12 protein-coding genes are annotated in these 24061 nt (G+C 68.2%); 5 read left to right on the forward strand and 7 right to left on the reverse strand.

The window, feature by feature from the left end:
* Positions 1 to 268 precede the first annotated feature (268 nt).
* The 3 genes from ACGFZP_RS38910 to ACGFZP_RS38920 all read right to left on the reverse strand — a co-directional run bounded on the left by ACGFZP_RS38910 (position 269) and on the right by ACGFZP_RS38920 (position 10051).
* Complete coding sequence (locus ACGFZP_RS38910; RefSeq protein ID WP_392942048.1) at positions 269 to 2521, reverse strand: UvrD-helicase domain-containing protein; 2253 nt, start codon at positions 2519 to 2521, stop codon at positions 269 to 271.
* Positions 2518 to 9456 carry a DEAD/DEAH box helicase gene (locus ACGFZP_RS38915; RefSeq protein WP_392942051.1) on the reverse strand — a complete coding sequence of 2313 codons (6939 nt, stop codon included), beginning with the start codon at positions 9454 to 9456 and terminating at the stop codon, positions 2518 to 2520. Before ACGFZP_RS38915 ends, ACGFZP_RS38910 begins: the two co-directional genes overlap by 4 nt.
* Positions 9457 to 9604: 148 nt before the next feature.
* On the reverse strand, positions 9605 to 10051 hold the full coding sequence (locus ACGFZP_RS38920; RefSeq protein WP_392942054.1) for an ATP-binding protein: 447 nt from the start codon (positions 10049 to 10051) through the stop codon (positions 9605 to 9607).
* Between the two features lie 716 nt (positions 10052 to 10767).
* Between ACGFZP_RS38920 and ACGFZP_RS38925 the strand changes: the two genes are divergently transcribed.
* From ACGFZP_RS38925 to ACGFZP_RS38945, 5 genes are all read left to right on the forward strand, one after another.
* The gene (locus ACGFZP_RS38925) at positions 10768 to 11202 is read left to right on the forward strand and encodes an NUDIX domain-containing protein (protein WP_392942056.1); all 435 of its coding nucleotides are present in this window, start codon (positions 10768 to 10770) and stop codon (positions 11200 to 11202) included.
* 33 nt (positions 11203 to 11235) lie between these two features.
* Positions 11236 to 13143 carry a radical SAM protein gene (locus ACGFZP_RS38930; protein WP_392942058.1) on the forward strand — a complete coding sequence of 636 codons (1908 nt, stop codon included), beginning with the start codon at positions 11236 to 11238 and terminating at the stop codon, positions 13141 to 13143.
* Between the two features lie 306 nt (positions 13144 to 13449).
* Positions 13450 to 14346, forward strand: coding sequence for a hypothetical protein (locus ACGFZP_RS38935; protein WP_392942061.1), 897 nt, complete (start codon positions 13450 to 13452; stop codon positions 14344 to 14346).
* Positions 14347 to 14484: 138 nt separating this feature from the next.
* Positions 14485 to 15297 (forward strand): Scr1 family TA system antitoxin-like transcriptional regulator, encoded by an 813-nt coding sequence (locus ACGFZP_RS38940; protein ID WP_392942064.1) that lies wholly within the window; start codon positions 14485 to 14487, stop codon positions 15295 to 15297.
* Positions 15294 to 15491: a DUF397 domain-containing protein gene (locus ACGFZP_RS38945; RefSeq protein ID WP_392942066.1), complete on the forward strand. Its 198-nt coding sequence runs from the start codon at positions 15294 to 15296 to the stop codon at positions 15489 to 15491. Before ACGFZP_RS38940 ends, ACGFZP_RS38945 begins: the two co-directional genes overlap by 4 nt.
* A gap of 65 nt (positions 15492 to 15556) precedes the next feature.
* On the opposite strand, the gene ACGFZP_RS38950 is transcribed toward ACGFZP_RS38945, so the two are convergent.
* Genes ACGFZP_RS38950 through ACGFZP_RS38965 form a run of 4 tightly spaced genes read right to left on the reverse strand, consistent with a single transcriptional unit; the run spans position 15557 to position 24046 of the window.
* Positions 15557 to 16480: a hypothetical protein gene (locus ACGFZP_RS38950; protein WP_392942069.1), complete on the reverse strand. Its 924-nt coding sequence runs from the start codon at positions 16478 to 16480 to the stop codon at positions 15557 to 15559.
* 57 nt (positions 16481 to 16537) lie between these two features.
* Positions 16538 to 17653, reverse strand: a complete 1116-nt coding sequence (locus tag ACGFZP_RS38955) for a DUF3696 domain-containing protein (RefSeq protein WP_392942072.1) — start codon at positions 17651 to 17653, stop codon at positions 16538 to 16540.
* Entirely contained in the window at positions 17646 to 18860 is a 1215-nt protein-coding gene (locus ACGFZP_RS38960; protein ID WP_392942074.1) for a DUF262 domain-containing protein, read from the reverse strand. Before ACGFZP_RS38960 ends, ACGFZP_RS38955 begins: the two co-directional genes overlap by 8 nt.
* Positions 18857 to 24046, reverse strand: coding sequence for a class I SAM-dependent DNA methyltransferase (locus ACGFZP_RS38965; RefSeq protein ID WP_392942077.1), 5190 nt, complete (start codon positions 24044 to 24046; stop codon positions 18857 to 18859). The genes ACGFZP_RS38960 and ACGFZP_RS38965 overlap by 4 nt, the downstream gene beginning before the upstream one ends.
* Positions 24047 to 24061 lie beyond the last annotated feature (15 nt).

Here is a 24061-nt window from a genome sequence, read left to right on the forward strand (position 1 = left end):
GATGGTACTGCAGGGGGGACCCTGTGGGAGAGTAGGACGCCGCCGAACAATCATTCCAAAAAGACCCCCATCCATTCGGATGGGGGTCTTTTTGCATTTCCGGACCGTATGCGAGTGGAGAGCCCTGCCCCGGGACCCGAGACCCAGGCAGGGCGAAACCGAAGAGCCTGCCGGCGGGTAGAAGAAGCTCCCGCGGCTGGGGCCTCTCCGGGAGTGGCCGGGGTGCGTACCCGGAGAGGCCCCGCGGTTCGTCGGCGACAGCCAGGGGTCAGTTGTCGAGGACGGGCTTCAGGAAGGGGCTGGGGCTTCCGTGCCAGAAGATGTCGACGCTGTCCCTGGCGCGGGTCACTGCGACGAACAGCAGCGAGCGGGCACGCTGCATCTCCCTCCGGTGGCGCACCGGATCCGTGTGCTGCAGACGGTTCACGTTGTCGCGCGGCACCAGGCCGTCGCGGACGCCGGCGATGATCATCCGCTGATACTCCAGGCCCTTGAACCTGAACATCGTGCCGATGTGCACGCCGTTGTCGCTCCTGGGGCCGTCCGGGCCGATCTCCACCGCGGGGATTCCGTGCTGCGCCAGCGTGTAGGCGACCTCGCCCGCCATCTGGTTGGTGGGGACGCAGACCGCGATCTGCTCATGGGGGATCCGCTCGTCCAAGTGGGCGTCCCAGGAGGCGATGTACTCGGCGATGGCGGAGCGCTCTGCGGCCCAGTCGGTGCAGGCATGCAGTCGGGGGAGGGCACCGTTGAGGACGGAACGGAAGCCGGCGAGGGTCTCCTCGCCGCCGTCGAGGTCGTCGTAGGACTCTCCGGTGAGGACGTCCAGGGCCGAACGCAGGATCTGGCGGGTGGTGCGGTAGCTGAGATTGAGTTTCGAGGACCGGCCCCGGATGTGGACACCCAGGCTTCCGAGCGTCACCTGGTTCCGGTAGATGCGTTGGTGGGTGTCGCCGGCCAGGAAGATGTCGTCCTGGCCGGTCGGAACCATGGCTCGGAGCATCTTCCAGTGCGCGGGTCGCAGGTCCTGCGCCTCGTCAACCACGATGTGCCGGTACCGGTACCGCAGCCATCCGGCGGAACCGTCCTGGAGGTGGATGTTGTCCAGGCCTCCGGCCTCGTCCCGTTGGGCGTCGACCGCCGAGATCCGCTGCTCGCGTTCCATCTCCAGGCGGGCGGCCCGCTCGGTCACTTGGTCCCAGGTCTGCCGTCGACTGCCTTCCAATCGCTGGGTGAAGCGCTCGGCGAGTTGCCAGATCTCGGCGCGCTCGGCGCGACCGATGTTTCCGCCGCGGCCGGCCCGCCTGGCCCTGAAGTAGTCCGCGCGCGACCCGATCGCCTGCCCGAGGATCACCTGCGTCCACTCGTCGTGCAGGAACTCGGCGTCCCATCCGGTCTCACCGAGCTCGTCCAGCAGCGTCTGCCACTCCCGAACGGCCTGGTTGTCGTCGATCGTCTGCTTGGAGTTGCCGGGTTCGGCCTCCCGGACGATTCGGAGCGCGAGTTGGTCGACGTGACTGATGTCGACCCGCGCCAGCAGTCCTTCCCCGCCGAGCTCCATGAGACGCGAGCGGAGGTCAGCGGCGAGGTTCTTGTTGTAGGTGGTGAGGAGGACGGGTTTGGTGTGTCCCGGAGGTAGCCGGTCGACCAGGTGCTTGACGCGGTGGAGGGCGACGATCGTCTTGCCCGTTCCCGGGCCGCCGCTCACGCGGGCGGGACCGGAGTAGGTGCGATCGACCAGCTTGGACTGGGTGGGGTGGAGGAACACCTTCCATCGGCCGAAGTCGCCGTCCTTCAGAACCTCGTCCAGCGCCGCATCGGAGGTGGTGACCATGGTGGCCGGGCGCTCGGCAGCGGCCTGGAAGTCCTCCAGGTCGACCTGTTCCAACGCCGCAACCGGTGTCGTGACCTGGTCGAGGATTCCTTCGAAGTCCTTGCCGTCGACGATGGCCAGGAGCACCTCCCCCGTGAGCTGGGGGGCGTATTCGACGAGACCGAGGACCTGGTCCTCGGTGGTGAGGGTGCGGATGACCGGAAGGAGCGGCGCGGCGACCCCGAGGTCTCTGAGCTGCTCGTCGGACCAGTCTGCGAAGAGTTCGCGAGGCGCGGCCGGTTCGACCGGGCGCGGAGCCTGCGTGGGCTGCGGTGCTGCGGCGAGGCCGCGGAGGACACTCTCCTCCACCACCTGGAGGTCGACGTACTCGATACCACCGGTGATGTGGTTGATCCCGTAGGCGAGTCGGTCGAGGTTCTCGTAGACGTCCTTGCGGTGCTTGACCGCGACGATCAGCCAGTCGTCGTCGGCTAGGCGGAGCAGCAGGGCGCGGTGGTCGTCGTTGACCCGGGCGGACCAGAGTCTGCTGTCGCCCTTGAGCTGCTGGAGCTTGAGGCCGGTGGCCTGCGGGTTGGCCTTGAACTTGTGCTGGAAGTCGTAGAGGGCGCCCTTGACCGAGCGGGGGAGTTTGAGGATCTCCTTGTCCGCCTTGTCCAACAGGCGAAGGGTGATTCCCGGGGTCTTCATCGCTCTGACTCTCCGTCGGTGGTCGTGCCGTTTCGTCGGTGCTTCGGCGTGGCCCCGGCGCTCTTCCGCCGGGTGAGTCGGTCAGCGAGTTCCTGAGCGTCCCACAGCACGGCCGGGCGGACATCCCAGCCGGCGGCGCGGAAGGCCTTGTCCCGGTCCTGGGCTTCGTAGTCCTGCGCCCCGTCGGCCGCGCGCGGCGCGAGGACGACGCCGACCCGTTCTTCGGGCCAGGCGAGTTCGGCCTGCCAGCCGTTGTCATCGAGCTCGTAGCCGTCCCTCGGGGCAGGTGTACCGGCCTCGGAGAGGAGGCGAGCAAGCTCGGAGAGGCCGGCCTCGTCCGGGTCCAGGTATTCGAGGACCTGGTTCCAGTGCGCGTCGGGCTCGCAGACGGGAACGGGGACCGATTCCGGTGCAGCAGGCCCTGGTACGGCGTGGGGCACGACGGGGCCCGCTCCAGGGCCCGTCGTGTCGGGGACATCGGCCGGACGGTCCGGGTGGTCTGTCCGTGTCCGTCGGGTCGAGGCCAGCCATCCCTCGCCGCCGTTCACCGCGAGGGCTTCGTGGGAGAAGCCGTCGAGCAGGCCGCTCGTGAGTTGGACGCTGTCACCGCCCCCGTGCTCCAGGAACTGCAGGATGTTGGTCCAGAACAGCCACGAACGCCAGCGCAGCTTGTGTGACGCCTCGTCGTGGTGGACGTGCTCGTCGTCGTCGAGGACGGCGAGCGCGCTCCAGACCGGTGGCTTTCGGCGGCCGTCCGCGACCAGGACGAGCCGGAGGCCGGAGCCGTCGAGAGCTGTCACGACCTGTACTGGTCCGCGGGGGCCGGCGGGTGTGCCACCACCGAGGGCCGTACGGACCTGCGGCCCGACCTCTTCGACAGCCAGGGCGGCGACGCGCGCTCCCGTGATGCCCGTCAGCCCGGCCACGGCAGCCTCGGCGCGCCACTGCCACCGGGCGGCATCGGGCGAGCGCAGGTAGGCGAGCAGCAGGTCGGCCGGATTGACCCAGACGCTTTCGGAGAGTTCACCGGGGAGGCTGCCGCGGATGTTCGCGTAGTACTTCCGTGCCCTGCCCTCCCCGTCCCCGTCGGACCCGTAGGGCTGCCGGGCCGGAGCATCCCCCTCGCCGCCGCCGTGCCCGTTGTCGGTGACGCGCCGCCGCCAGTCCTTGACGTCGAAGTAGGTCAGCTGGAAGACGCGCAGGCCGTCCGCCCGGAGCCGGGCGCGCTTCACGGCGTCGTCCGCCAGCCGGTTGTGCCGGGGACCGGCGTGGAACTCGTAGCCGTCGAGGTAGACGGCGAGGCGTGGGCCGGGGGCGTCGAGGCGTTCGAAGAGCACGTCGGGGCGGGTGCCGTCCAGCGTTCGCTGCTGGGACACCCGCCAGCTCACGGTGGAGCCGTCGTTGCCGGTCAGCCGGAGTTCGAGGGAGTACGTCCCCGCCGAGGTCGTGTAGGCGTCCGCGCTCGCGCGGGACTCCGGCAACCGGGCCCAGTCCCGGAGGGTGTCGACGAACATGATTTCGAGATCGCTCTCGGCCTGCCGCTCCAGCGGGATGTGACGCGTGGTCGCGACCGGCGAGGTGTGCCAGCGCTCCCCGTCGGCGCCGAGCAGGTCGTCGAGCATCTGGCGGACTTCGCTGCGGCTGACCTTGTCGTAGTCCGTCGCCGGGACGCGGCGCAGCAGGCAGCGGTGGCAGCCGTCCTGGCCCTTCTCCCGGCAGGGGCAGCTCTCGATGACGTCGCGTGCCCTGAGCAGGACCTCCTTGAAGCCCTCTGCCGAGGCCAGCCGGGGCAGGTAGCCGGTACCGCCGGGAAGGCGGTCGTAGACGACCAGGAAGCGCTGGGGCCAGTCGGAGTCACTGCCGTCGGGCATGGAGGCGGCCGAGATGGCGATGTGGTCCGGGTCTCCGCCGTAGCGTGCGGCTATGCCGACGAACAGGGCTGCGGTGAAGGACGCCAGGCGCTCCTTCACCCGTGCCACCGAGGCGGGCAGCAGGATCCGGACGGCCTCGGTGGTCAGCTCGTGGGCGAGCAGCAGGGGCACGTCCTGCGGGTCGGCCCGGCCGGAGCCGGCCTGTTGCGGTGCCCTGCGACGGGGGCACCAGAGCAGGTGATGGGCGCCCGCCTTGGAGGGAGCACTGAGCGATTGGGTGAGGGCATCGGCCGGAGCGTCGACGACGGGGCGGCCGTCGGCCGTCGCACCTCCGCAACTCGTGCACACGTAGAACGGGTTGAGCCGAACATCCTCACCGGCGACGGGCACGGTGCTGCTGCCGTCCTGGCGGTCGAGGCCCAGGTTGAGCGTCCTCACGACCGCACGGCGGGCGAAGTCCACCCCGAAGGTGGCCTTGTCGTGGCGCCACGAGCCGGGGGCGAGCTGGTCCGGGTCGATGTCGACGGCGGTGAGGACGGAGTACCGCCGGAACTCCCGTTCGTCCTTGTCGTCGCGGACCCGAGCGTCGTCCCGCTTGTCGCGGGCCACCACCTGCCGCGGCTGGAGCACGTACTGTACGCACCCGGAGTCCGCGATCGCGCGGCCGCCGCAGCGCGGGCACGGGGTGGTGTCGGTGAGCGCGTTCTCGGTGCGGACGAACCCGCAGGACGGGCAGAGCCGCCAGACGGACCAGGCCCGTCGCTCGGGGCTGCCGATGTCCAGGGCGCGCACCACGTGCCGGTAGCCGTTGACGTAGAAGCTGCTGCCGGGAGCGAATTCGGTGAGCGCGAGGCGACGCGAGCGGTCGTAGCTCCGGACTTCGCTGCGGTAGACGCGGGCGGTCCCGCCCGCCGGATCCCCGGAACTCGTGGTGGCGCCGTCCTCTTCGGACGGGTCCTCACGCCAGTAGAGGGTGGCCTCCAGCTTGGTGGTCGTGTCGGCGAGGCTGTAGTTGGGCAGCAGCCCGAGCTCGACCAGTGTGCCGTGGGCGCTCGCCCGGTTGAGCGCGCCCAGGAGGTCGGCCGTGCTTCGCAGTTCGGCGCGCAGCTCGCGCCGCTCGCGGTCCTGTTCCGGGTCGGTCGGTACGAGGGCGTCGACGGCTTTGTTGATGGCAACAAGGCGCCGCTTCAGCTCCTCACGGCGGAGGACCCAGGCCTCCTCGGCTTCCTGCAGAGAGCGGGCGATGCCGCCGGTGGCGTAGGCGCGCAGTTCGTCGGCCGCATGATCGGAAACGCCGGCGTCGTCGTCCGGATCAGCGTCGTCGTCCGGACCGGTGCCGTTCGGGAAGAGTGCCAGAAACTCCTCCACCAGGGCCTTTCCGTGGGTGAGCGCCGCGTCGGAAAGGTCCTGGCACCAACCGCCGGTGCCGAACAGTACCGATACCAGCCTGGGCACTGGCTGCAGCCGCTCGCCGTCGGCGGTGGTCAGCTCCCCGGCGGCGGCCAGGTCGAGCAGTCGTGCCGTGTACTGGCGGCGGAGGATTTCGACGGCCGACAGGTAGCAACCCGGCGGTACGATGTCGCCCGCGATCATCTCGCGCGGATCGTCGAGGTAGTACAGGTCGCGGGCCCTGCGGCCGCCGAAGGCGACGACGAGGGCGTTGCCGGTCTTCCGCCCGGCGCGACCGGCTCGTTGGACGTAGTTCGCCGGTCCGTTGGGCAGCGAACCGAGCAGCACGGCGGACAGGTCACCGATGTCGATGCCGAGTTCGAGGGTCGGGGTGCAGGACAGCACGTTGGGATCGGTGTAGTGCGTGCCGGACCGGAACGCACGCTCGACCCGCTCCCGCTCGGGGCGGGTGAGCATGCCGGTGTGCTCGGCGGTGACCACCCGGAAGGTGCCGCCGGTCAGGTAGAGGCGCCGGTAGTAGTCGTCGGTGTAGTCGCGTTCCCGGACGCCGCCGAAGCCGGAAGTGGTACCACCGGTGCGGGAGGCGCCGTTCTGCGGAGGGGTCAGGATTCCCTTGCAGCGGTAGCGTGGGCACGGGTGTCCGTACCAGCGGGTGCGCCGCTCGGGCGGCACGACCTGCTGCCAGCCGCAGTCCTCACAGCTGACGAAGGCCTTGTTGACGATCGGGTCGTCGAGCAGCCGCACCTCTATGTGCCCAGGCTGGAGCCCGTACACGCGCGTGGTGCGGTCCTGGGCCGTGCGGAAGGCCAGGACGCGCTCGTCGGCGAGCGCGGGCAGCAGCCGGCGCAGGTACTCGGTGGCGCCGGCGGAGTCCAGCCCGAGGCACCGCCTGGTCCAGTCCTGGTACCAGCCGCCGCGGCCCGACACCGTGTCGAAGTGGGACTTGTCCTTCTGCCCGTCGAGCAGGAACCGGGGCGGTGCCATGCTGTCGAGGAAGGCCGGCATGCCGTCGGGGCGGCCTCCCCAGATCTTGAACCAGGTGACGCCCGCGTCCTTCATCCACGGCTCCAGCCAGCGGTGCCGCACCCCGCCACGCTGGCGCAGACGTTCGAGCAGCCCGCGCACATAGGCGACGTAGCGCTCGGGGGTGGGCATCGACTCCGCGACGACCAACTGGCCGGGCAGGGCGAGGTGCAGGTCACGCGCGAGAGCGGCAACGCGTTCGGGATCCTCCAGGACGACCTCGGCGGCGGCCGTGCGGGTGAGCTCCAGGGTGCGCCCGAGCCTTGAGCGCAGGCCGAACTCCATGACGGTGGCGAACGCCAGGCGCTCGCCGATCAGCCTCCAGGTGCGCGCGTCGCCGGTGCCGCGGCCGGACAGCACGCGGTCCACGCCGGCCTCGTCGTGCAGGTCCGGCGGGACGACGGCGGCGAGCGTGGCGGGGTCGCCGACCGCGTCCAGGACGTTCCCGATCAGGTCGTTCAGCGGGAGTGCCGCGCTCGAGTCCTCCAGGTTGTGTGCGAGCAAGGACCGGAGGGAGAACTTGTAGGAGGCGTTCGCGATGTACCCGGCCCGGTGTGCGGCGTCCTGGGTGGAGTCGTTGAAGACGAGGGTCTTGCGCTCTTCGGGGACGAGCGCGATGTCGCCTCCGGTGAACAGCTGTGTGACGGTCGCCGAGGCGAGCGCGGCCAGTGCCGTACCGAGGAAGCGGATGCCGTTGTCGGTGTTGCACGCCGGGCAGCGGTCGTCCGTGGCAGCCTTGTCGGCGCTCTTCTTGTCCAGGAGCGCCAGCGCGAACCAGGCGTCCAGCAGATCACCGTCGTCGGCGGCCACCGGCATCCGGTAGGTGCCCTGGGCACCGTCGAGCACGACGACGGAGAGCGGGTCGGCACCGCCGCCCGCCGGACGGGAGCCGGTGAGGGCGGCGAGGGCCTCCCGCTTCTCCGCCCTGGTCGCGGAGATGAAGTAGCGCAGGCGTCGCTTGTCCCGCCCGACACCCGCCCGCCAGATCTTGTCGTGCGCCATCACGAGCTGCTGCGGATCGGCCTCCGGGGAGAGTGCCGCCCACCCGGACCGCCCGCAGTTGCGGCAGTAGACGGCCGGAAGGTGCACTTGCGCCGGTCGGACCGCGGTGTCCGCGCCGGGGAGTGCCGCAGGCCGCTGTGAACCGCTCGGCGGCCGGCCGCCGGAGTCGCCGTCCTCACTGTCCACCGGCAGGGCGGCGGCGGCACTACGGCGGGCGGCCGTGCGGTCGTCCTCGTACCAGCGGAACTCCGGCGCGCCGCCGAGACCGCGCAGTACCCGGGTCACCGGCCGGACCCACAGGTGGGCCTCCACGTGCAACAGCGGGCGCGGGCGCCGCTCGTCCGAGTCCGGGTCCCGCGCGGCGGACAGCAGGGCGACGAAGCGCGACAGCGCCTGCAGCGCGAGCCGGGGGTTCTCTCTCGCGGTACGCCCCCACGCGTAGCCGAAGCGGCCCAGTCGGTCCCGCAGGCCCCACTCGTCGAGCGGCTCGCCGTCGAGCAGGGCCAGCACGTTGTGCGTGTAGTCGTGGCGCCGCAGCATCCGACCGACCTGGAAGGCATCGAGCCCGGAGCGGCCCAGCATGCGGGCGGCGAGTCCGTTCAGGTCCAGCAGCTCGGGGTTCGACTCCACACCCGGGCCGCCCGAAGCCGTGATGACCTCCTGCGGGGTCGGCGGCTCGGGAAGCTCGTAGTCCACCGCACCGGTGAACTCCTCGGCGGACATCCGCTCCTCGCCGATCAGCGAGTCCGGCGTGAACGGCATGCCGAACACCTGGGCCGCCACGTCGAGGATGCCGCCGGCCTGGCCGCCCGGTCGGCCCTCGCCGAGGGTCGCGGAGGTGGCCACCGGGCAGATCGATCCGAGCGGGCTGCCCGGGCGGGTGGCTCCGACGGCGGCGGCCAGCCGCCGCAGCAGCATGGCGACGTCGGTGCCCTGCGCCCCGTCGTAGGTGTGGAACTCGTCGAGGACCACGTGCGTGATCTCGGCACCCTCCCACAGCGGGCGGTCCTCGCCGCGCTGCAGGAGCAGGTCGAGCATCTTGTAGTTGGTGATCAGCACGTCCGGCGGCGAGACCCGCATCTCCTCGCGGCGCGTCATCACCCGCCGAAAGTCGGTGTCCGGGCGGTCGCCGATGTAGAGCCCGGCCGTGACCTCCGCCAGCTCCGGCTGTGCCAGGTAGTCGCCGATGCGCCCCGCCTGGTCGGTCGCCAGGGCGTTCATCGGGTAGAGCAGGACGGCCTTGACCCCTCGCCGGCCGCGCGCCTTCTCCCGGCGGCAGTGGTCCAGCACGGGGATGAGGAAGGACTCGGTCTTCCCGGAGCCGGTTCCCGTCGTCACCAGCGTCGGCCGCGCCGGGCCGTGCAGCGTGCTCAGCCGCTCCCAGGCCTTGGCCTGGTGCCGGTACGGCGGGAAGCCGGGCTGCCACTCCAGGTGCCGCTGCCAGCCCTCGTCCGCTACGTGGAACGGCGTCCTGATCCGTAGGTAGGGACCACGGAAGATCCCGGTCTCAGGGTGCCCGAGGAAGCGTTCGAGCGCACCGCGGGTGTCCTCGTCCGCGAGGGCGTACGTCGTCGTGAGGTACTGCGTCAGACTGCCGCGCAGCTGCGCGGCGGCCAGGGTGGGCCTCACGGCGGACTCCTTCGACGTGCGCTCTCACGGAGCGTGGATCACTGGATCACACCGTATAGTGCGGCACCGACCTATCGGGCCGGGTTCTCACCAGCCGGTTGCTCAAGCGTGACCATGAGTCCGATGGTGGGCCGTCGCCCGTGACAGCTCAGCGCCGGCATTCCGCCCAGACGGTCTTGCCCGGGGCCGCCGGGCGCGGGGCCGTGCCCCAGCGGTCGGCGAGGGCGGCGATGAGGAGCAGGCCCCGGCCGGACTCGGCATCGGCCGACGGGATGTGGAGGGCGGTCGGCGGCGTCCGTTCGGTTCGGGTGTCGGACACCTCGATGCGTAGCACGTCGGGGCGCTCGGTGAGCCGGACGGCGAAGTCCCGCCCGGGGACGTGGCCGTGGCGGACGGCGTTGGCCGCGAGTTCGGCGGTGATCAGGGCCAGAGTGTCGTTGAGCGGGGAGTCGTAGCCGTACCCCCAGTCGTCGAGACGGTGGGAGACGAGCCGGCGGGCGAGCCGGGCGCCGCGCGGGGTGGAGCTGAACCGCATGGCGAACTCGCGGACAGGAGCTGTTGCCTCGGCGGGCTCCGGGCTGTGCAGGGAGGTCATGGTGAGGAGCCTGCCGCCGCGTCAGGCCTGTGACCAGCTGTGTCGCGCGTACGGCCAACGCCTGTACGGCGGTCGGGCGGTGGCGTACACGGGTGTCGCGAAGGTCCTTTCAGGTAGGCCGTGGGGATGGGAACGAAGGTAGCCACGACCCTGCAGCTGCCCAGGTAGCCGATACCGCCTGTGCCCGACACCACCTGCCCCAGGCGGCAACCAGCAGTACCGGCGACGGCGGGTGCGGGAGGATTCGTCTCTCATTTCGGCGTCAGACCGCCGGTGCCGCCGGCGACAGGGATCGTGCTCGGCCGCCCTGTCCAGGGCTCGGGGCGGCCGTCGACTCGCACAAAATGGCGTCGGACTCCGCTCGGACCTGGTCGACACGGTCGAAGTCCTCGGCGTTCGACAGCAGAAGGCGCTGTGGTGACGTGTCGTCAATATGGCCGTCCACGGAGGTGGCGACACTCAGGAGGACGTAAGGGCGCTCGGCCATCTCGGGTTCGCTGGACCGAGCCGACCGAGGCCGGCGCCGGAGGTCGGGACGCGGGTGGGTTGATCAAGTGCCATCCGCTACGACGGAGCAGCCTTGACGCTCCATCAGTCCCCATAGAATCGCTGGCTCCCCGAGATCCAGGATGCCCCGGATCCGAATCGGGACAGCGGCCGGACGACCCGAGTCGACGTTCGGCCTCAACCACATCCACCAAGGAAGAGACGCATCCATGCCCGAGAAGGTCACCAAGGAAAAGGTGCTCGTCTACGTCGTGCGCGACGGACGGCTGCTGGTGTTCCGGCACACCGACTACACCTACGAGGAGGTCGGCATCCAGGTGCCCGCCGGTAGCATCCGCCCCGGGGAGACCCCCGAGGCCGCCGCCCTGCGCGAGGCCCGCGAGGAGACCGGCCTGACCGACTTCAAGGTCGTGCGCAAGCTCGGCGAGACCGAGTACGACATCAGCCCGTACCGGTTCGAGATCCAGCACCGGCACGTCTTCCACCTGGAGCTCACCGAGCCCACCCCGGAGCGGTGGATGAGCCAGGAGGACCACGACGGCGAGCAGGAGCCCACCCACTTTGAGTGCTTCTGGATCCCGCTGGAGGCGGCACACATCCTCCAGTCCGGCCAGGGCGCCCTGTTGGGCCGCCTGTCCGACTAACCCCATCCGATCACGGCAGTGAGGAGGCAGTCGATGCACCGCACCACCGAACGGCAGCACCACGGGATCGAACAGCTCTACCGGAGCCTGGACTCCGACGACACCGCCACCGCGGTGTCGGTCATCGTCAAGGCGCGAGGTGAGACCTGCGACATCGACTGCCTCTACTGCTACGAGAAGCGCAAGGAGGCACCCGGAGGAGCCCGGGTCAGCGCCGCCCAGATCGGGCGTCTGGCCACTCTTTTCCGGGGCCGTCCCCTCGCCGTCGAGATTCACGGGGGCGAGCCGCTGACCGCCGGCAGGGAGCACATCGCCGAGATCCTCCGTGAGCTGGCCGTCCTGCCCAAGGTCGTCCGCGTGACCCTGCAGACGAACGGTGTCCTGCTCGACGAGGAGTGGCTCGACCTCTTCGAGGAGCTCTGCCCGACGCTGCAGATCGGTATCTCGTTGGACGGCGACGCTCAGGGCAACGCCTGGCGAGTCGGCTACGACGGGGAGCCGGTCTACCCCCGGGTCGCCCGAGCGCTGAACCTGCTGGCCGAGCGGGGCCGCAGCGTCGGAGTGATCGCCGCCGTGACCTCGGCTGTGCTGGGCCGGGCCGAGGCCGTCCTCGACCACCTTGCCGGCTTCGGATCGGTGAACGCGGTCAGCTTCGTGCCCTGCTTCGACACTGCCATCCGTCGACCCACTGCGGCAACGGGTCGGCGTACCTCGGCCAGCCGCCTGCTCCAACAGGCAGCGCTGGCCTCCGACGAAGGACCGGCCTGGGCAATTCACCCCAACGAGTATGCCGAGTTCGTCCTCGCCGCCACGGCGCACTGGATCAGCGCCGGGCACTTCGCCCGCATCAAGCTCGAACCGGCCGTTTCCACCATCCGGCGCCTCCGGGGACTCGGGACGGGCTTCTGCCACTTCTCCGACCTCAAGTGCGACCACGTCTTCACCCTCTACCCCGACGGTCGCCTCGGCAGCTGCGACGAACTGCCCTGGCCCCAGGCCCAGCTCACCCTCCTGGCCACGACGAACGACCAACGCGAGATCACCGAGGCCCAGCAGGGCTCCAATCTCCTGACGCAGGGCAAGGCCTTGATGGAGAAGTGCACGACCTGCGACTACCGCAGCACCTGCGGTGGAGGCTGTGTCGCCACCCGTTGGCGCATGAATCCGGCCGACGACCAGGACGCCTACTGCGACCACCGGATGCGGGTGATCGACGGCGTGGCCGCCCTGCTCGCCCAGCACGCCACCCTGCCCGGCCCCGGTGCCCTCTGGACCACCCCGGCCGACCTCGACCGCTGGCTCGGCCACCTCTACGACCGTTGGCACCAGGCCAGTCTCGAACTGCCTGGCCAGAACGTCGTCCCGTACCGGTCTGCTGACCACGCCCCTTTTCGGTACGGAGCCGGCCTGTATGCAGATACCCGCCCTGTGCAGCGCGGTGTCTTCCACTACGGCCACGAGCACGGCTTCTCGGCAGCAGCTCACCTGACCGCAACGGGGACACGGGTCGCCTGCATGTCCAACAGCGACACCATCGCCGCCGACCGTGTCGCGGCGAGGCTCTGCATCGAGCTCCGAAGGAGTGTCTTCGACGACTTGGAGGGCGTACTCGCCAGAGCAACGGAAGAGGTTTCCGTGGCTTCCATACACCCTAGTCACGCAATCGGAGGCAGCGCCCAGCCCGACATCGCCGGCCACGCGAGTCTCGGTTCGTTTGTCTGCACCGAGGTACCCGGAACACTCCGGCTCACCCGCACGTGCGGCACCCTCTACCTATGGCGACGAGGCAGTGGCGATCGACTCGTCAGCTCAGGACCGCTCAGCCACAGTGGCCCGGGCTACCGGCTGACCTTGCACTCGGCCGACGGGCACGAGGCCGCACCTGACGGCTTCTCCTTGAACCTCGACCGTGCGCCAGGCCTCCACTACAAGCGCCAATGACAGCTCCTGGAAGGCGGTTTGGCAATCTGGCCGAACGGCTTTCCTGGGATGCTCCCCGCTTCGACCCGAAGCGGGTGTGTCTCTCCTTCGGCGCCGCGCAGGGCATGGCTGTGCTCTGCGGCCGGACGGCAGGTGTGCTGTTGAAGTTGACGGTGCGCCATGTCCGGCTGATACCGAAGGCGTCCGGTTCGCAGATTCGGGGGGCGGGAGATGGTCACCGCGTGCTACCGTCCGGCTACAGATCAATAGTCGACCCCGGCGGTGCGCTAACACCCCGGGGTCCGGCACAGGGAGTTGGACCTCCTCATGCACGTTCACTTTATCGCGCCCGAGCGCTACGTACGGGCGTCACACGAGATCGTCCGCCACCCGCGTCTGCGGGCCACGGCGAAGACGCTGTTGCTCTGGGCGCTGTCGCTGCCGCCCGGAAGCCGGGACACCGTCCTCACGATCGGCAAGCGCATGCCCGAGGGACGCACGGCCGTCGCCGGAGCGCGGGCACAGCTGATCGAGGAGGGGTTCCTGCACGTCCGGCGCTCCCAGCACCCGACGAAGGGGACGTGGACGACCCGCGTTCTCGTCAGCAGCGTGTCGCTGACGGAGGCGGACGAGATCGAGGAGGCTTGGCGCGCTGCGGTCCGAAACCCGGCACTCGGTGAGGGGGAGGGTCGGGAGGTCGGCAGTTCCCCCAAGGGGGAGAAGAACGAGGGGAACACCTCCTCCCTCTCGGCGAGGCCGGGCGAGGGTGCTGACGCCGACGAGGAGGCCCGGGCCGCTGCGGCCGGACTGCTCGGGCGGCTGACCGCCCGGGACCGGCGCCTGCGGCTGGGGGTGGTCGAAGTACTGGACCTCGCCCCGCTGGTGGCGGACTGGCTGGCCCGGGATCCGGATGTCGGGCGGCTGCGGGATGCGTTGTTGGACGATCTGCCCCCGCATGTACTCGCGCCGGCGGGCTTCGTGCGGGCGCGCCTGGAGCGCAGGATGCCGGCGGTGGCGGCGCCTGGCGCCGCGCCACCCCGTGGGGTGGGGGAGTGCGCGCGCTGCGCGGATCCGGTGGCGGGTGGTGGCACGATCTGCCTGCGTTGCACGGGAGTTGCGCCTCCCGCGGCCGGGTTGGACGTGGCCACCGCCGAGCGCAACCGGCGTGGCGCCGAACGTGCACGCGACCTGCTGCGCGGTGCGGCGGTCGTGCCTGCGGCGTAGCGGGTGTGAATCCGCGGGATTCCGGACACGACGGCTGGTTGCGGTCCGTATCGTTTCGATGGCCGATCGTGTGCGGATGCGTGGTGAGGTCCCGCGGTGGGCGGTCCCGTTGAGGGTGGTGGGTCGGAGGTGGCCGGCATGGCGGAACAGGACGACGGCGCAGGGTTTCTGCGCTCCTTCGGGCGACAGGTGAAGCTCCTCCGCGAGCGTGAGGGCCTGACCCGTGCCGAGTTGGGCGCGCGGTTGGGGTACGGCGAGGACCAGATCGCCTCGGTGGAGCTCGGCCGGCGGATCCCCCGGCCGGAGCTGATCGAGAAGGCGGATCAGGCGCTGGGAGCGGGTGGTGTCCTGACCGCGATGCAGGACGAGGTCGCGCGGGCGCGGTACCCCGCGTTCTTCCGCGATGCCGCCAAGCTGGAGGCGGAGGCGGTGGAGTTGCACGTCTACGACGCCCTTGTGGTCAACGGCTTGCTCCAGACCGACGAATACGCGCGTGCGGTCTTCTCAATGATGCGACCACCCCTGGATGATGACGTCATCGAACAGCGTGTTACCGCCCGACTGGCTCGCCAGAGCCTCTTCGCCAGGCGCCCCGCCCCCATCATGAGCTTCGTCATCGACGAGTCGGTGCTGCGGAGACCCATTGGTGGCATGGATGTACTGCGCGGTCAGCTGGAGCAGATCTTGATGGTCGGGCAACAGCGGAACGTAGAGGTTCAGGTCATGCCGCTGCACCGGGTCCAGAACGCAGGGCTCGCTGGGCCGTTCACCTTGATCGAGACGAGGGACGGGCGCAGGATCGCTTACGTTGAGGTGCAGAACGTGAGCCACGTACACACGGAGCGGCATCTGGTCCGTGGGTTGGAGGTCAAGTACGGAATCCTCCGCGCTCAGGCGCTCACGCCTCACGAGTCCCTGGGGTTCGTCGAGCGGTTGTTGGGAGAGCTATGAAGGCTGATGAATCGGCCCTGAAGTGGGTCAAGAGCAGCTACAGCAGCGAGGAAGGCGGTCAGTGCGTAGAAGTGGCGCTGATGGGAACTGCCGTTCACGTCCGTGACTCGAAGGACCCGGCAGGGCCGGTCCTGCGTGTCGAGCCGACCGACTGGGCGGCGTTCGTCCGGTTCGCCTCCGCGAGTCAGATCTGAGTGGAGAGCGCGCTACGTCGTTGGGAGAACGGCCGTCCCGGGCGTGCACCCGGGACGGCCGCCTCTCAAGACTCCGCGTCGCTACCGAGCTTGTCGCCGACGTAGCCGAGTCGGAACGCCCGCTCCTCGTGGAGGAGCCGAAAGTGCAGCCGTCCCGTCCCCGGAGTGAATCGGCCGTGCCACGAGAAGCACTGGTTCTTGCCATCGAGGTCGGCGAAGGTGCACAGGTGCTGACGGCTCTGGGATTCCGGGGTGATGTGTGGGTGCTGCCACTTGGGCTCGGGCGACGTTGCAGGGTCCCAGCCGGCCGCCGTCGCCTCCAGACCGATCAGCAGCTTGCGCACCGGCCGGAGCCACTTCACGTCGAGGCGGCGAAGGCAGCGCTCGAAGCGGGGGATCGTCTGGAGGTGTGGGAAGAACTCGTCCCAAGCGGCGAGAATCTCGTCCGGAGTCGTGAGAGCGGAGGTGCCAGCATCCTGCGCCCAGACCTTGTGCTCGTCCGCCTCCGTCGGGCTGGAGCAGTGCCGGGCAAGGTCACGGCTGTTCTCGATGCCGTCCTCGGTGAGGTGCTGGATGTCGACATCGAGCCACGAGGTCGCCCATCTCGGGGAGACGGGCAGGCTGACAGCGAGGCCGTCGGTGAGGTGGGCGAACCCGACGCCCTCGGCCAGGCGGCCGCCGTGTTGGTACTCGACCTCGCTCGTGTCGATGGTCAGCGGCAGAGCATCCCTGAACGGGGATCGGCTGCGCAGCGCGAGCAGGAAGCGATGGCGTTCGCGGTTCCGGGCGTTCTCGTTCACCCACTGCTGGTACAGGTATCCGCGAGCCAGCTCGGCCGTCGGTAGCGGGCTCTTGGTGACCAGGGCGATGCTCTGCCAGCCGCGAAGGTGACGCAAGGTCTCGACGAACCCGCCCATCGCCGTGTCCACCTCCCGCGGGCCGGCGTCGGAGTCGCAGGAGAGTTCGTTGAGGAATAAGGTCAGCGACACTGGCGCCCCCCTGGGTTTCGTGTGCGTGTCATGGCCTGCGGAACGAGGTGTGGAGGCTCAGTCGAGCAGTTGCTCCAAGGAGTTCTCCCACTCGTCGAAGAACCCCTTCGGCCAGTCGGAGATCAGCCCGTCCTCGTCGATGCTCGGGCTGACGACCTCGCAACGCTGGCCGTCGCGTCGGAGGAAGTGGACGGCGGTGTCGGTCGCCGGGATGTCCCCCTTCTTGACCGCCAGCCGAAGGCCGTTGAGCACATGGTCGGAGTGCGTCTCCACGATCAGCTGTGCCCCTGCTGCGGCTGCTGCAGCGGCGAGGTAGGCGATCCAGGTCTGGCCCTGGGGGTGGAGATGGGCCTCGGGGTTCTCCAGCAGGATCAGCGAACCGGGCTTGGCGGACAGGCAGGCCACGACGATCGGCAGCGAGTACGTCAGCCCGAAGCCGACGTTGGAGGGCCGGTAGCGGTTGGAGGCGGAGACGCCCGATCCGAAGCCGAAGCTGAGACGCACGGTGTCGGTGCCGTCAATCCCGACCGCTTCCAGAGTCACCCCGGGGCACAGCAGCTGCATCCACGCCTCGGTTTGTGCCCGGAGCGTGGCGGAAGACGCCTCCGTGCGGAGGAGCGCGTCAGCAGCGACCACGTCATCCTGGTGCGCACGGAGGTAGTTGACGGCGTGATCGCCATGCGTGCCGAGGAATCCCCGGGTTGTCACCGCGTGATGGGAACGCGGGTAGCTGTCCTTGGGGGAGATCCGGTCGGCGCGCAAGTACTGGAAACCGGGGCCAAAGAGGGTCGGGAGGAGACCGGCAGGATCGGCGGGAGCCTTGAGGAGGGGCAGGTGGTCGGCCTCAGGGTCGTACTCCGCGCTCCAACTTGCCTCCAAGCCATCACCGGTGACCGTCAGGGAGATGGTGGGATCCTCCTCCGTGTATGCCTCGTGGCGGACATCCCTGCCGGTGCCGAGCTGGACCAGCTCCTCGTTGAGCAGCAGGCCGGCAGCCCGGTCGCCGACGGGTGCGAGGTCGCCGGAGTCGTACGACTGGCGCAGCAGGGCGAGCGACTGCAGAACGGTGCTCTTGCCGGACGAGTTCAGGCCGGTCAACAGCGTCAACGGGGCAAGCGCGATCTCCTGCTGGGCGAAGGCCTTGAAGTTCCGCAGGCTGATCCGATCAAGCATCGAGGACACCTCGCAGCAGGTCCTTGATGGACTGGAATCGGTAGTTCACCTTGTCCGGGTCTCCTGTTCCACTGGAAATCGAGTCGAAGAACTGCGGATCGTCCATGAGCGTCCTGAACCGGTCCATGACGACCTCATGGCGCTCCATGAGCTTCTTGAGGTCGGCGTTGTCGAGTGCGGCGAGGTTCACCGCCTCCGCTTCGAAGAGAGCCTTGTTGACCGGGGCGCGTCGACTCGCCCCGGTCTGCTTGCGGAATGCGTGGTGTTTGAAAATGAGATAGCTGGCAATCATCCCGAGGCTGAACTTGATCTGCAGATCTGTCACTTCCCGGTCGCTCAGTTTATTGATGCGATGCATCGTTGCCCGGAGGAATTCGTCGAAGTTCTGCGCGTCGTATTGCTCATGAGGGGTTAGCGCGAAGGCCAGGAAGCGTAGACACATCTCGCGGTCGGACATGCGGTCCGGCGAGACGCTGTTGCCAGTCGCCACCTCGAACTCCTTGCTCTCCGCAAGCTCGGCGATCAGGTCGCGTGCCCGCCCGGGGATCAAGGCGTGCCGAAGCTCCTGGGGAGACAGCGGAAGGCCCCCGGTATTGATCCGGGCGAAGATGTTGAACTTGGCCGCCTCCGGGGTCCCTTGACGGATCAGGAGAATGACGAGCTCTGTCTCCAGGATGCGAGTCTGGAGGCGCCCGGGGAGGTCGTGGAAAGAACAGCCGTTGTACCGGTCCAGGTACTCCAGATTGGACAGCCGGAGCTCCTTCCCCCCAATGGCGTCCGGATCGACGAACCGAGCGATCGCCGTCAGCCGTTGCACGCCGTCGACCACGTCCCAGGCCTCGTCATCCCGCTCCGCCGCGTAGAGCGTGGGCAGCGCGATACGCAGGAGGACCGACTCGATCAGACGGCTCTGAGCCGTGGCGTTCCAGATGCCGGAGCGCCGCTGGAAGTCCGGAGCCAGGTCGAGTGCCTGGCGCCGGAGCCGCTGGAGTACGAGGGAGATCGTGATGTTGCGGGGCTGGACCTCGATCTTTTCCGGATCGAAAGGGTCCCGGCTCCGCTCGCCGACGTCTTCCGCCTCTACACCGGTGCTGTGGCCGGTGTCGTCGAACTCGACGGACGGCGCTTCCGGTTCACTCGGAGACTCGGAGGCAGGTAGGCCGGCGTGCAGCTCGGACACGTCGAGCCAGTCCTCATTGGTCGTCATGCTTCCTCGCCACTGGGCATGTCAGCACTCGGATCGCCGTCGGCGCTATCGGCGACCTCGGTGGACATCGTGGTCGGCGCCGGGGGAGTCCAGCGGCCGGCGGCGATCTCGGCGTCCAGCCGCGCCTGGAAGTGTGCGTGGGCGGCCCGCATCTCGGTCTCGCGGTCGGCCTTATGAAAGGGAGCGTTGTAGCCATCAGGGGTCGGGCTAGTAGTGGGGTTGGCCAAGTGGTCAAGGAAGGTGAGGTAGTCCTCCTTGGTCTGGCCGTGTCCGAAGGTGTTGTGATTCCGCGCGATTTTGCGACCCTTGGCGTCGAAGTACATTGATGCCTCGTAGTCAGAGAGTACAGGATATCGGGATTTGTAGATCGCAACGAGTTGATCTGAATTGATTCCTAGCCAGACAGCGACGAGCGCATCCAACTCGACCAGAGCGGCTCGACGCTCGTACTCGGTGCGCAGGGGAGTACTGTATTCCCACTCTGGGGTGAGATGGGTGGCTAGGGGCGTGATATTTGGCCAGTCGTAGGCCCAGTTCTCGGAACCTGGCCAGATAGACACGAAAAGTTCTCGCCAAAGGGAATTGTAGGCGCTGGTCAGGCAATTTAGGCGCAAAGTGCGCAGCAGAAGTGGGTTTGCAAGGGGGTGATTGATGGTAGGTGTCGGCAGTCGTCCTGCATCTGCAACGTTTAGGTCTGAACGTCCGAGGATTCGGATAAAATAATCAAGGTTGAGTGAGTTCCAGAACCCGGCCGTCATGGCGAGCAGGCGGCTGTCTTCGAGGCCGATTGCATTGATCGTATACAGGTGGGCAGGGCCTCGAGGAAGAAGGGTAGAGAAAAGACTGCGCTCCGTGTCGAAAGCGATCATCCTGCGCCAAGCAATGCGAGGATGGTGGGTGCATGGTTCGCCGCCCCATACTTCCTGAGCCTGCAGAAACTGCTCGCTGGTGCAGGCTCGTGAGTAATTTGTCCCTTGCTGCGCATTGGCGGAAAGCTCTGTGAGATCGACTGGCGCCCAGTCCCTATTTGTGCGGCATGGAATCTTTGGGTGCTTGTTGTGTGAGCTGGCGATTCCGATATGCGGCCCCTGGAGCAGGGTATCGCTGAGATTCTTCGGAATCCCCGTGGAGGGCTGGATGATTCCCGAGACTCTGTCTCGTGACTCGTCAAATCCCCTGCTTGTCCAAGGGTTAAATTCGACTAGCCTGTGAGAATAATTTGCGAGTGCCGAGATCGCCGAATTCTCATCTCGAGTCACTGGATATAGCAGTATCGCCCTATCGGATGCTGCTGTGTCGTTTCCCGCGAGCCGGTCCCATTCGGCCAGAACCTTCGCGGTTACTCGAATTAGGCGGTCGCGATGGGGGCGAATATCCCATTGGCCTTCATGCTTGATGCCGGGGGGCTTGCCGGAGCCGTTGTGATGAATAGAAGCAAGTAGTGTTTCCGGCGCAAATAGCCAGCTGATATGCGTAAAGTCAACCTTTTGCGTCTGGCCATAGATGTGAATGCCGAATTCCGTATTTGCGTGATTCTCTGCAAATACTCCGCGGCGGTTGTGAAAGTGTGCATGGAAGCGGAGGTGTTGATATGCGACTGCCCTGAGGTTTTGCTCCTTAGGGCCGCCGAAGTGTGTGTCGGGGTGGATTAGTCCGGCAATGCCGTGCTTGCTGAGATTTTCCCATGCTTGGCACATGAATGCTCGATACATGTCGGGCTGGGTGCTGGCTAGCAACGGACGTGTCGGTGTTGAGTTCAACCATGCGAGTGTGCCGATATTAGAAGCAAGTTCTGTTGTGAAATAGCTTGAGGCTGCCGAGTTACTTTCCCCGAGTGCATCCTCCTTCCGCTGGCGCCACTCTTCAACGCTGGGTTTGTCGTCCAATACAAACCACGGCTCCAGCTCCGCCAGAACTGAATCCTCCTGCCATCGTGGCCGAACCCAAGGTGGGTTACCCACCTGTACGTCGTAGCCGCCGCGCACAAAGACCTGAGCGAACTCCAGCTCCCAGTGGAAGAACCCCTGAGAGTCGGCCACGTCACGGGAGACGGACACCCATGGAAAGCGTGATTCCAGTCGGTGGGCCACCTCCATACCCATGTAGGTGGGCAATTCATCCTCGTACGGGCTCAGATCGTCCAGCGTCTCGAAGTGGCCCACCAAGGAGTCGGCTTCGACGTCCTTCGTCCCAACCAGTGCCTCGGCGAACTCCAGCCAGTCGTCCAGCGAAGCCAGCGCCGTCACCGGGCGGCGTCGCTCGCGTACTGCCTCCCTGCGGCGCCCGGTGCGCAGCCGCTCGACGGCCTGGCGGGTCAGTTCCCCCGACTCGCCGAGGTCGCCGAAGAGGTCTTCGGCTTGCCACGTCATCAGGACAGTCGGGCTCGGGGGCTCCTCCGGTACTGTTTCGTCCGCCGACACAAAATCCGCCGCCCGCACGTAGCGGCCGTCGGTGCCGTCGAGCAGAGCGGCCTCCTGCACCGGCCAGAACCACAGTGCGCACCAGGCGTCCATCAGCGTCTTGAGCCGCCAGTACGGGGTGTCGACCGCCAACAGGTCGGCCAGCACGTCCTCCCGCTGGACCGCCTGCTCGGGCTGCCGCAGCCAACCGTCCTCCGCGCCCCACACGTCGATGCGGCGCGAGATGTCACGCTCGGAGATCTCCAGCCGTCGTACGACGAGACCCCACAGGTACTCGACACGGCGGGCCAGTGCCTGCAAACGCTCGGACTGCTTGGCGGTGGGCGTCCGCGTGATCGCCTTCCGCCACGCGCTCAGGGCCTTCGCGTCTTCTGGAGCGAGGGCCTTAGCCTCTTTTTCGACCGCAATCGCCCCCCACTCCTTGGCTGGGAGCAGGAAGTGGTGCACAGCGTTCTCGGTCAGGCGCCGAACATCCCCGCTGCGGGTCTTCTGCTCCGTCGCGGTGACGGGAAGGCCCTGACCGGCGTCCCTAAGAGGGAAGCGTTCGGGCGTCGTCCCCAGCCAGGCGGCCTTCTTCAGCTTCTCTGCTGGGTACACCTCCCTGCGCCCGCCGATGAGCGAGTTCCCTCGCCGCAGGTGCAGGCCGAACCAGGGTGCCTCCATGCCCGGGTGCATGGTGTTCAGCCACAGCGACACCTCGGCCAGCTCGACCGCCGTCTCGTTGAGGTCGACCCCGTAGGAGTTGTGCAGGGCGACGTACGCCTTCACCTTCTGGAGTTCGAGCGGGTACTTCTCCGTGTCGATCGGCGTGCCCAGCTCGTCCTGGCGCCGCCGCAGGTACTCGGCCGCTACTTGGTTGATCGCCTCGTTGAGGAACGCGCCCGACCCGAGGGCCGGCTCGCAGATCTTCCAGTCCAGGAGTTCGCGGGCCTCCGTGATCGTCCCGTCCTGGTCGAGGCGGTGCTGGAGGGTGAGCTGCACAGTCACCTTGGTCAGCGACTCGGGCGTGTAGTACGAAGCCGACGTTTGCCGGTCGCGGCCCGACAGCCGGTAGACGAAGGAGCCCGGCTTGTGCCGGACCGGGACTTCCTCGCCGGTGTCCTCGTCCCGGGTGCGGACGAACACGGTGTCGGGGTACTCGTCGACCTTCGACTTCGGGATCAGCCAGGACCCGTCCTTCGGGTCGCCGCCCTTGGCGACCTCCCACAGCTCCTTGTCCGACACGAAGCCGCTGTACGACATCAGCCCCTCGTACACCGCACCCAGCTGGTTGATGCCCAGCTGCGCGTACGAGATGAAGCCGCCGCGCTCGCCCTTCCGCCCCTTGGTGAGCATCAGCAGGCGCAGCACCTTGTACAGCGTCGCGTTGCGCAACCGTGTGTCGAGGTAGCGCTCCTCGCCGGTCTCGTCGGCGTCGAAGCGCGGGTCCGGTACTGAGCACTCGCCGATCAGCTTGATCGACTCGGCCTCGAAGAGCTTGGAGTGCAGCGGCTCGAACCTCAGCCCCACGTCCTCCGAGGTCTTCTCCTCTACGACTCCGTGGGTCTTTCGCGCCCGGTAGCCGTCCTGCACTTTGCCGAAGAGCAGGTCCAGCGACTCGTACAGGTAGAACCCGCGCCGCGACTTCTCGTCCACGAGGTCCCGCTCGGCGACGAGTTCACCCAACCTGCCGAGCCCGTAGCCCTGCTGGTACTCGGGATAGTCCGCGGGCAGGATGCCGAGCTCCGGCCTGGCCTCCGCGTACAACAGGAACAGGATCCGATACAGATACCGCAGCGACTCCCGCGTCAGCTGCTTCCCCAGTTCGGGGAGCTCCATGACGTCCTCGGGCCGTACGCCCTCGTTCTCGCGGATGCGTTCCAGCACCTCGTTGGCGATCAGCTCGACGCTCGTCCGCAGCCCGTCGCGCAGGTCGCTCGACACACCCACCGCGTGCTTGGTGGACTTGCCGACCAGCTCAGCGAGCGGGTTCTCGCCGCCTTCTTCGGGCGTGCGCAGCGAGTCCGCGCCGAACAGCGCGGCCACCGTGTCGAGTTCGCCACCGACCTTGATGTCGTTGCGCTCCAGTGCGCCGTCCAGCGACACCGCGAGGTAGCGGCCCTCGCCCCAGGTCATCCGGTCGGCGAGGACGACCACGCCGCCCACCAGCAGCAGCACATACCGGGGGGCGTCCTCGCACGCGAACAGGAACGAGGCGAGCTTCGACCCGGTGGCGACGGTGTGCTGCCCGTCGAGCACCAGCGGTTCGAGGAGCCGGCCCGGGCCATCTGGGTCCAGGGCCGCGTCGGGCTCCGCTGCCCAGCCGCAGTCCAGCGCGATCAGGCCCTTCTCGCTGTGCGCGACCCGCACCTGGTGGGCCTGGTCGGCCCGTTCGACCGTGATGGTGCCGGGCTTGGCGTCGTAGCCGAGGGCCAGCAGGACCCGCGCGTTGAGCAGGCGCACCTGCTCGCGCCAGGCCGGCGAGCCGTAGGTGGCTGCGTCGTCCGTCTCAACCGGACCGTCGGCACCGTCCACGGACTCGGGCAGGGCGAAGCCGGCCCGCGAGCGGAAGTAGGGGCGGCGCAGCGCCCGCAGACCGGCCCGCGGGGTCACCGGCAGGGCGTCCGGGTCCTGCTCCGCATCGTCGGAGGAGGCCGCAGCCTTTGCCACCTCCTCGCGCTCCTTCCACGTGGCCAGCAGCCCGGACTTGAGGTCCTTGGGCAGGACCTCGGCCAGGTAGTGGGCGGAGAAGTAGTCGCCGCGGTTCACCAGGGAGTCGTACGTCATAACGGGCTCTCTCAG

This window comes from Kitasatospora sp. NPDC048239, assembly GCF_043202015.1.
Lineage (GTDB): Bacteria > Actinomycetota > Actinomycetes > Streptomycetales > Streptomycetaceae > Kitasatospora.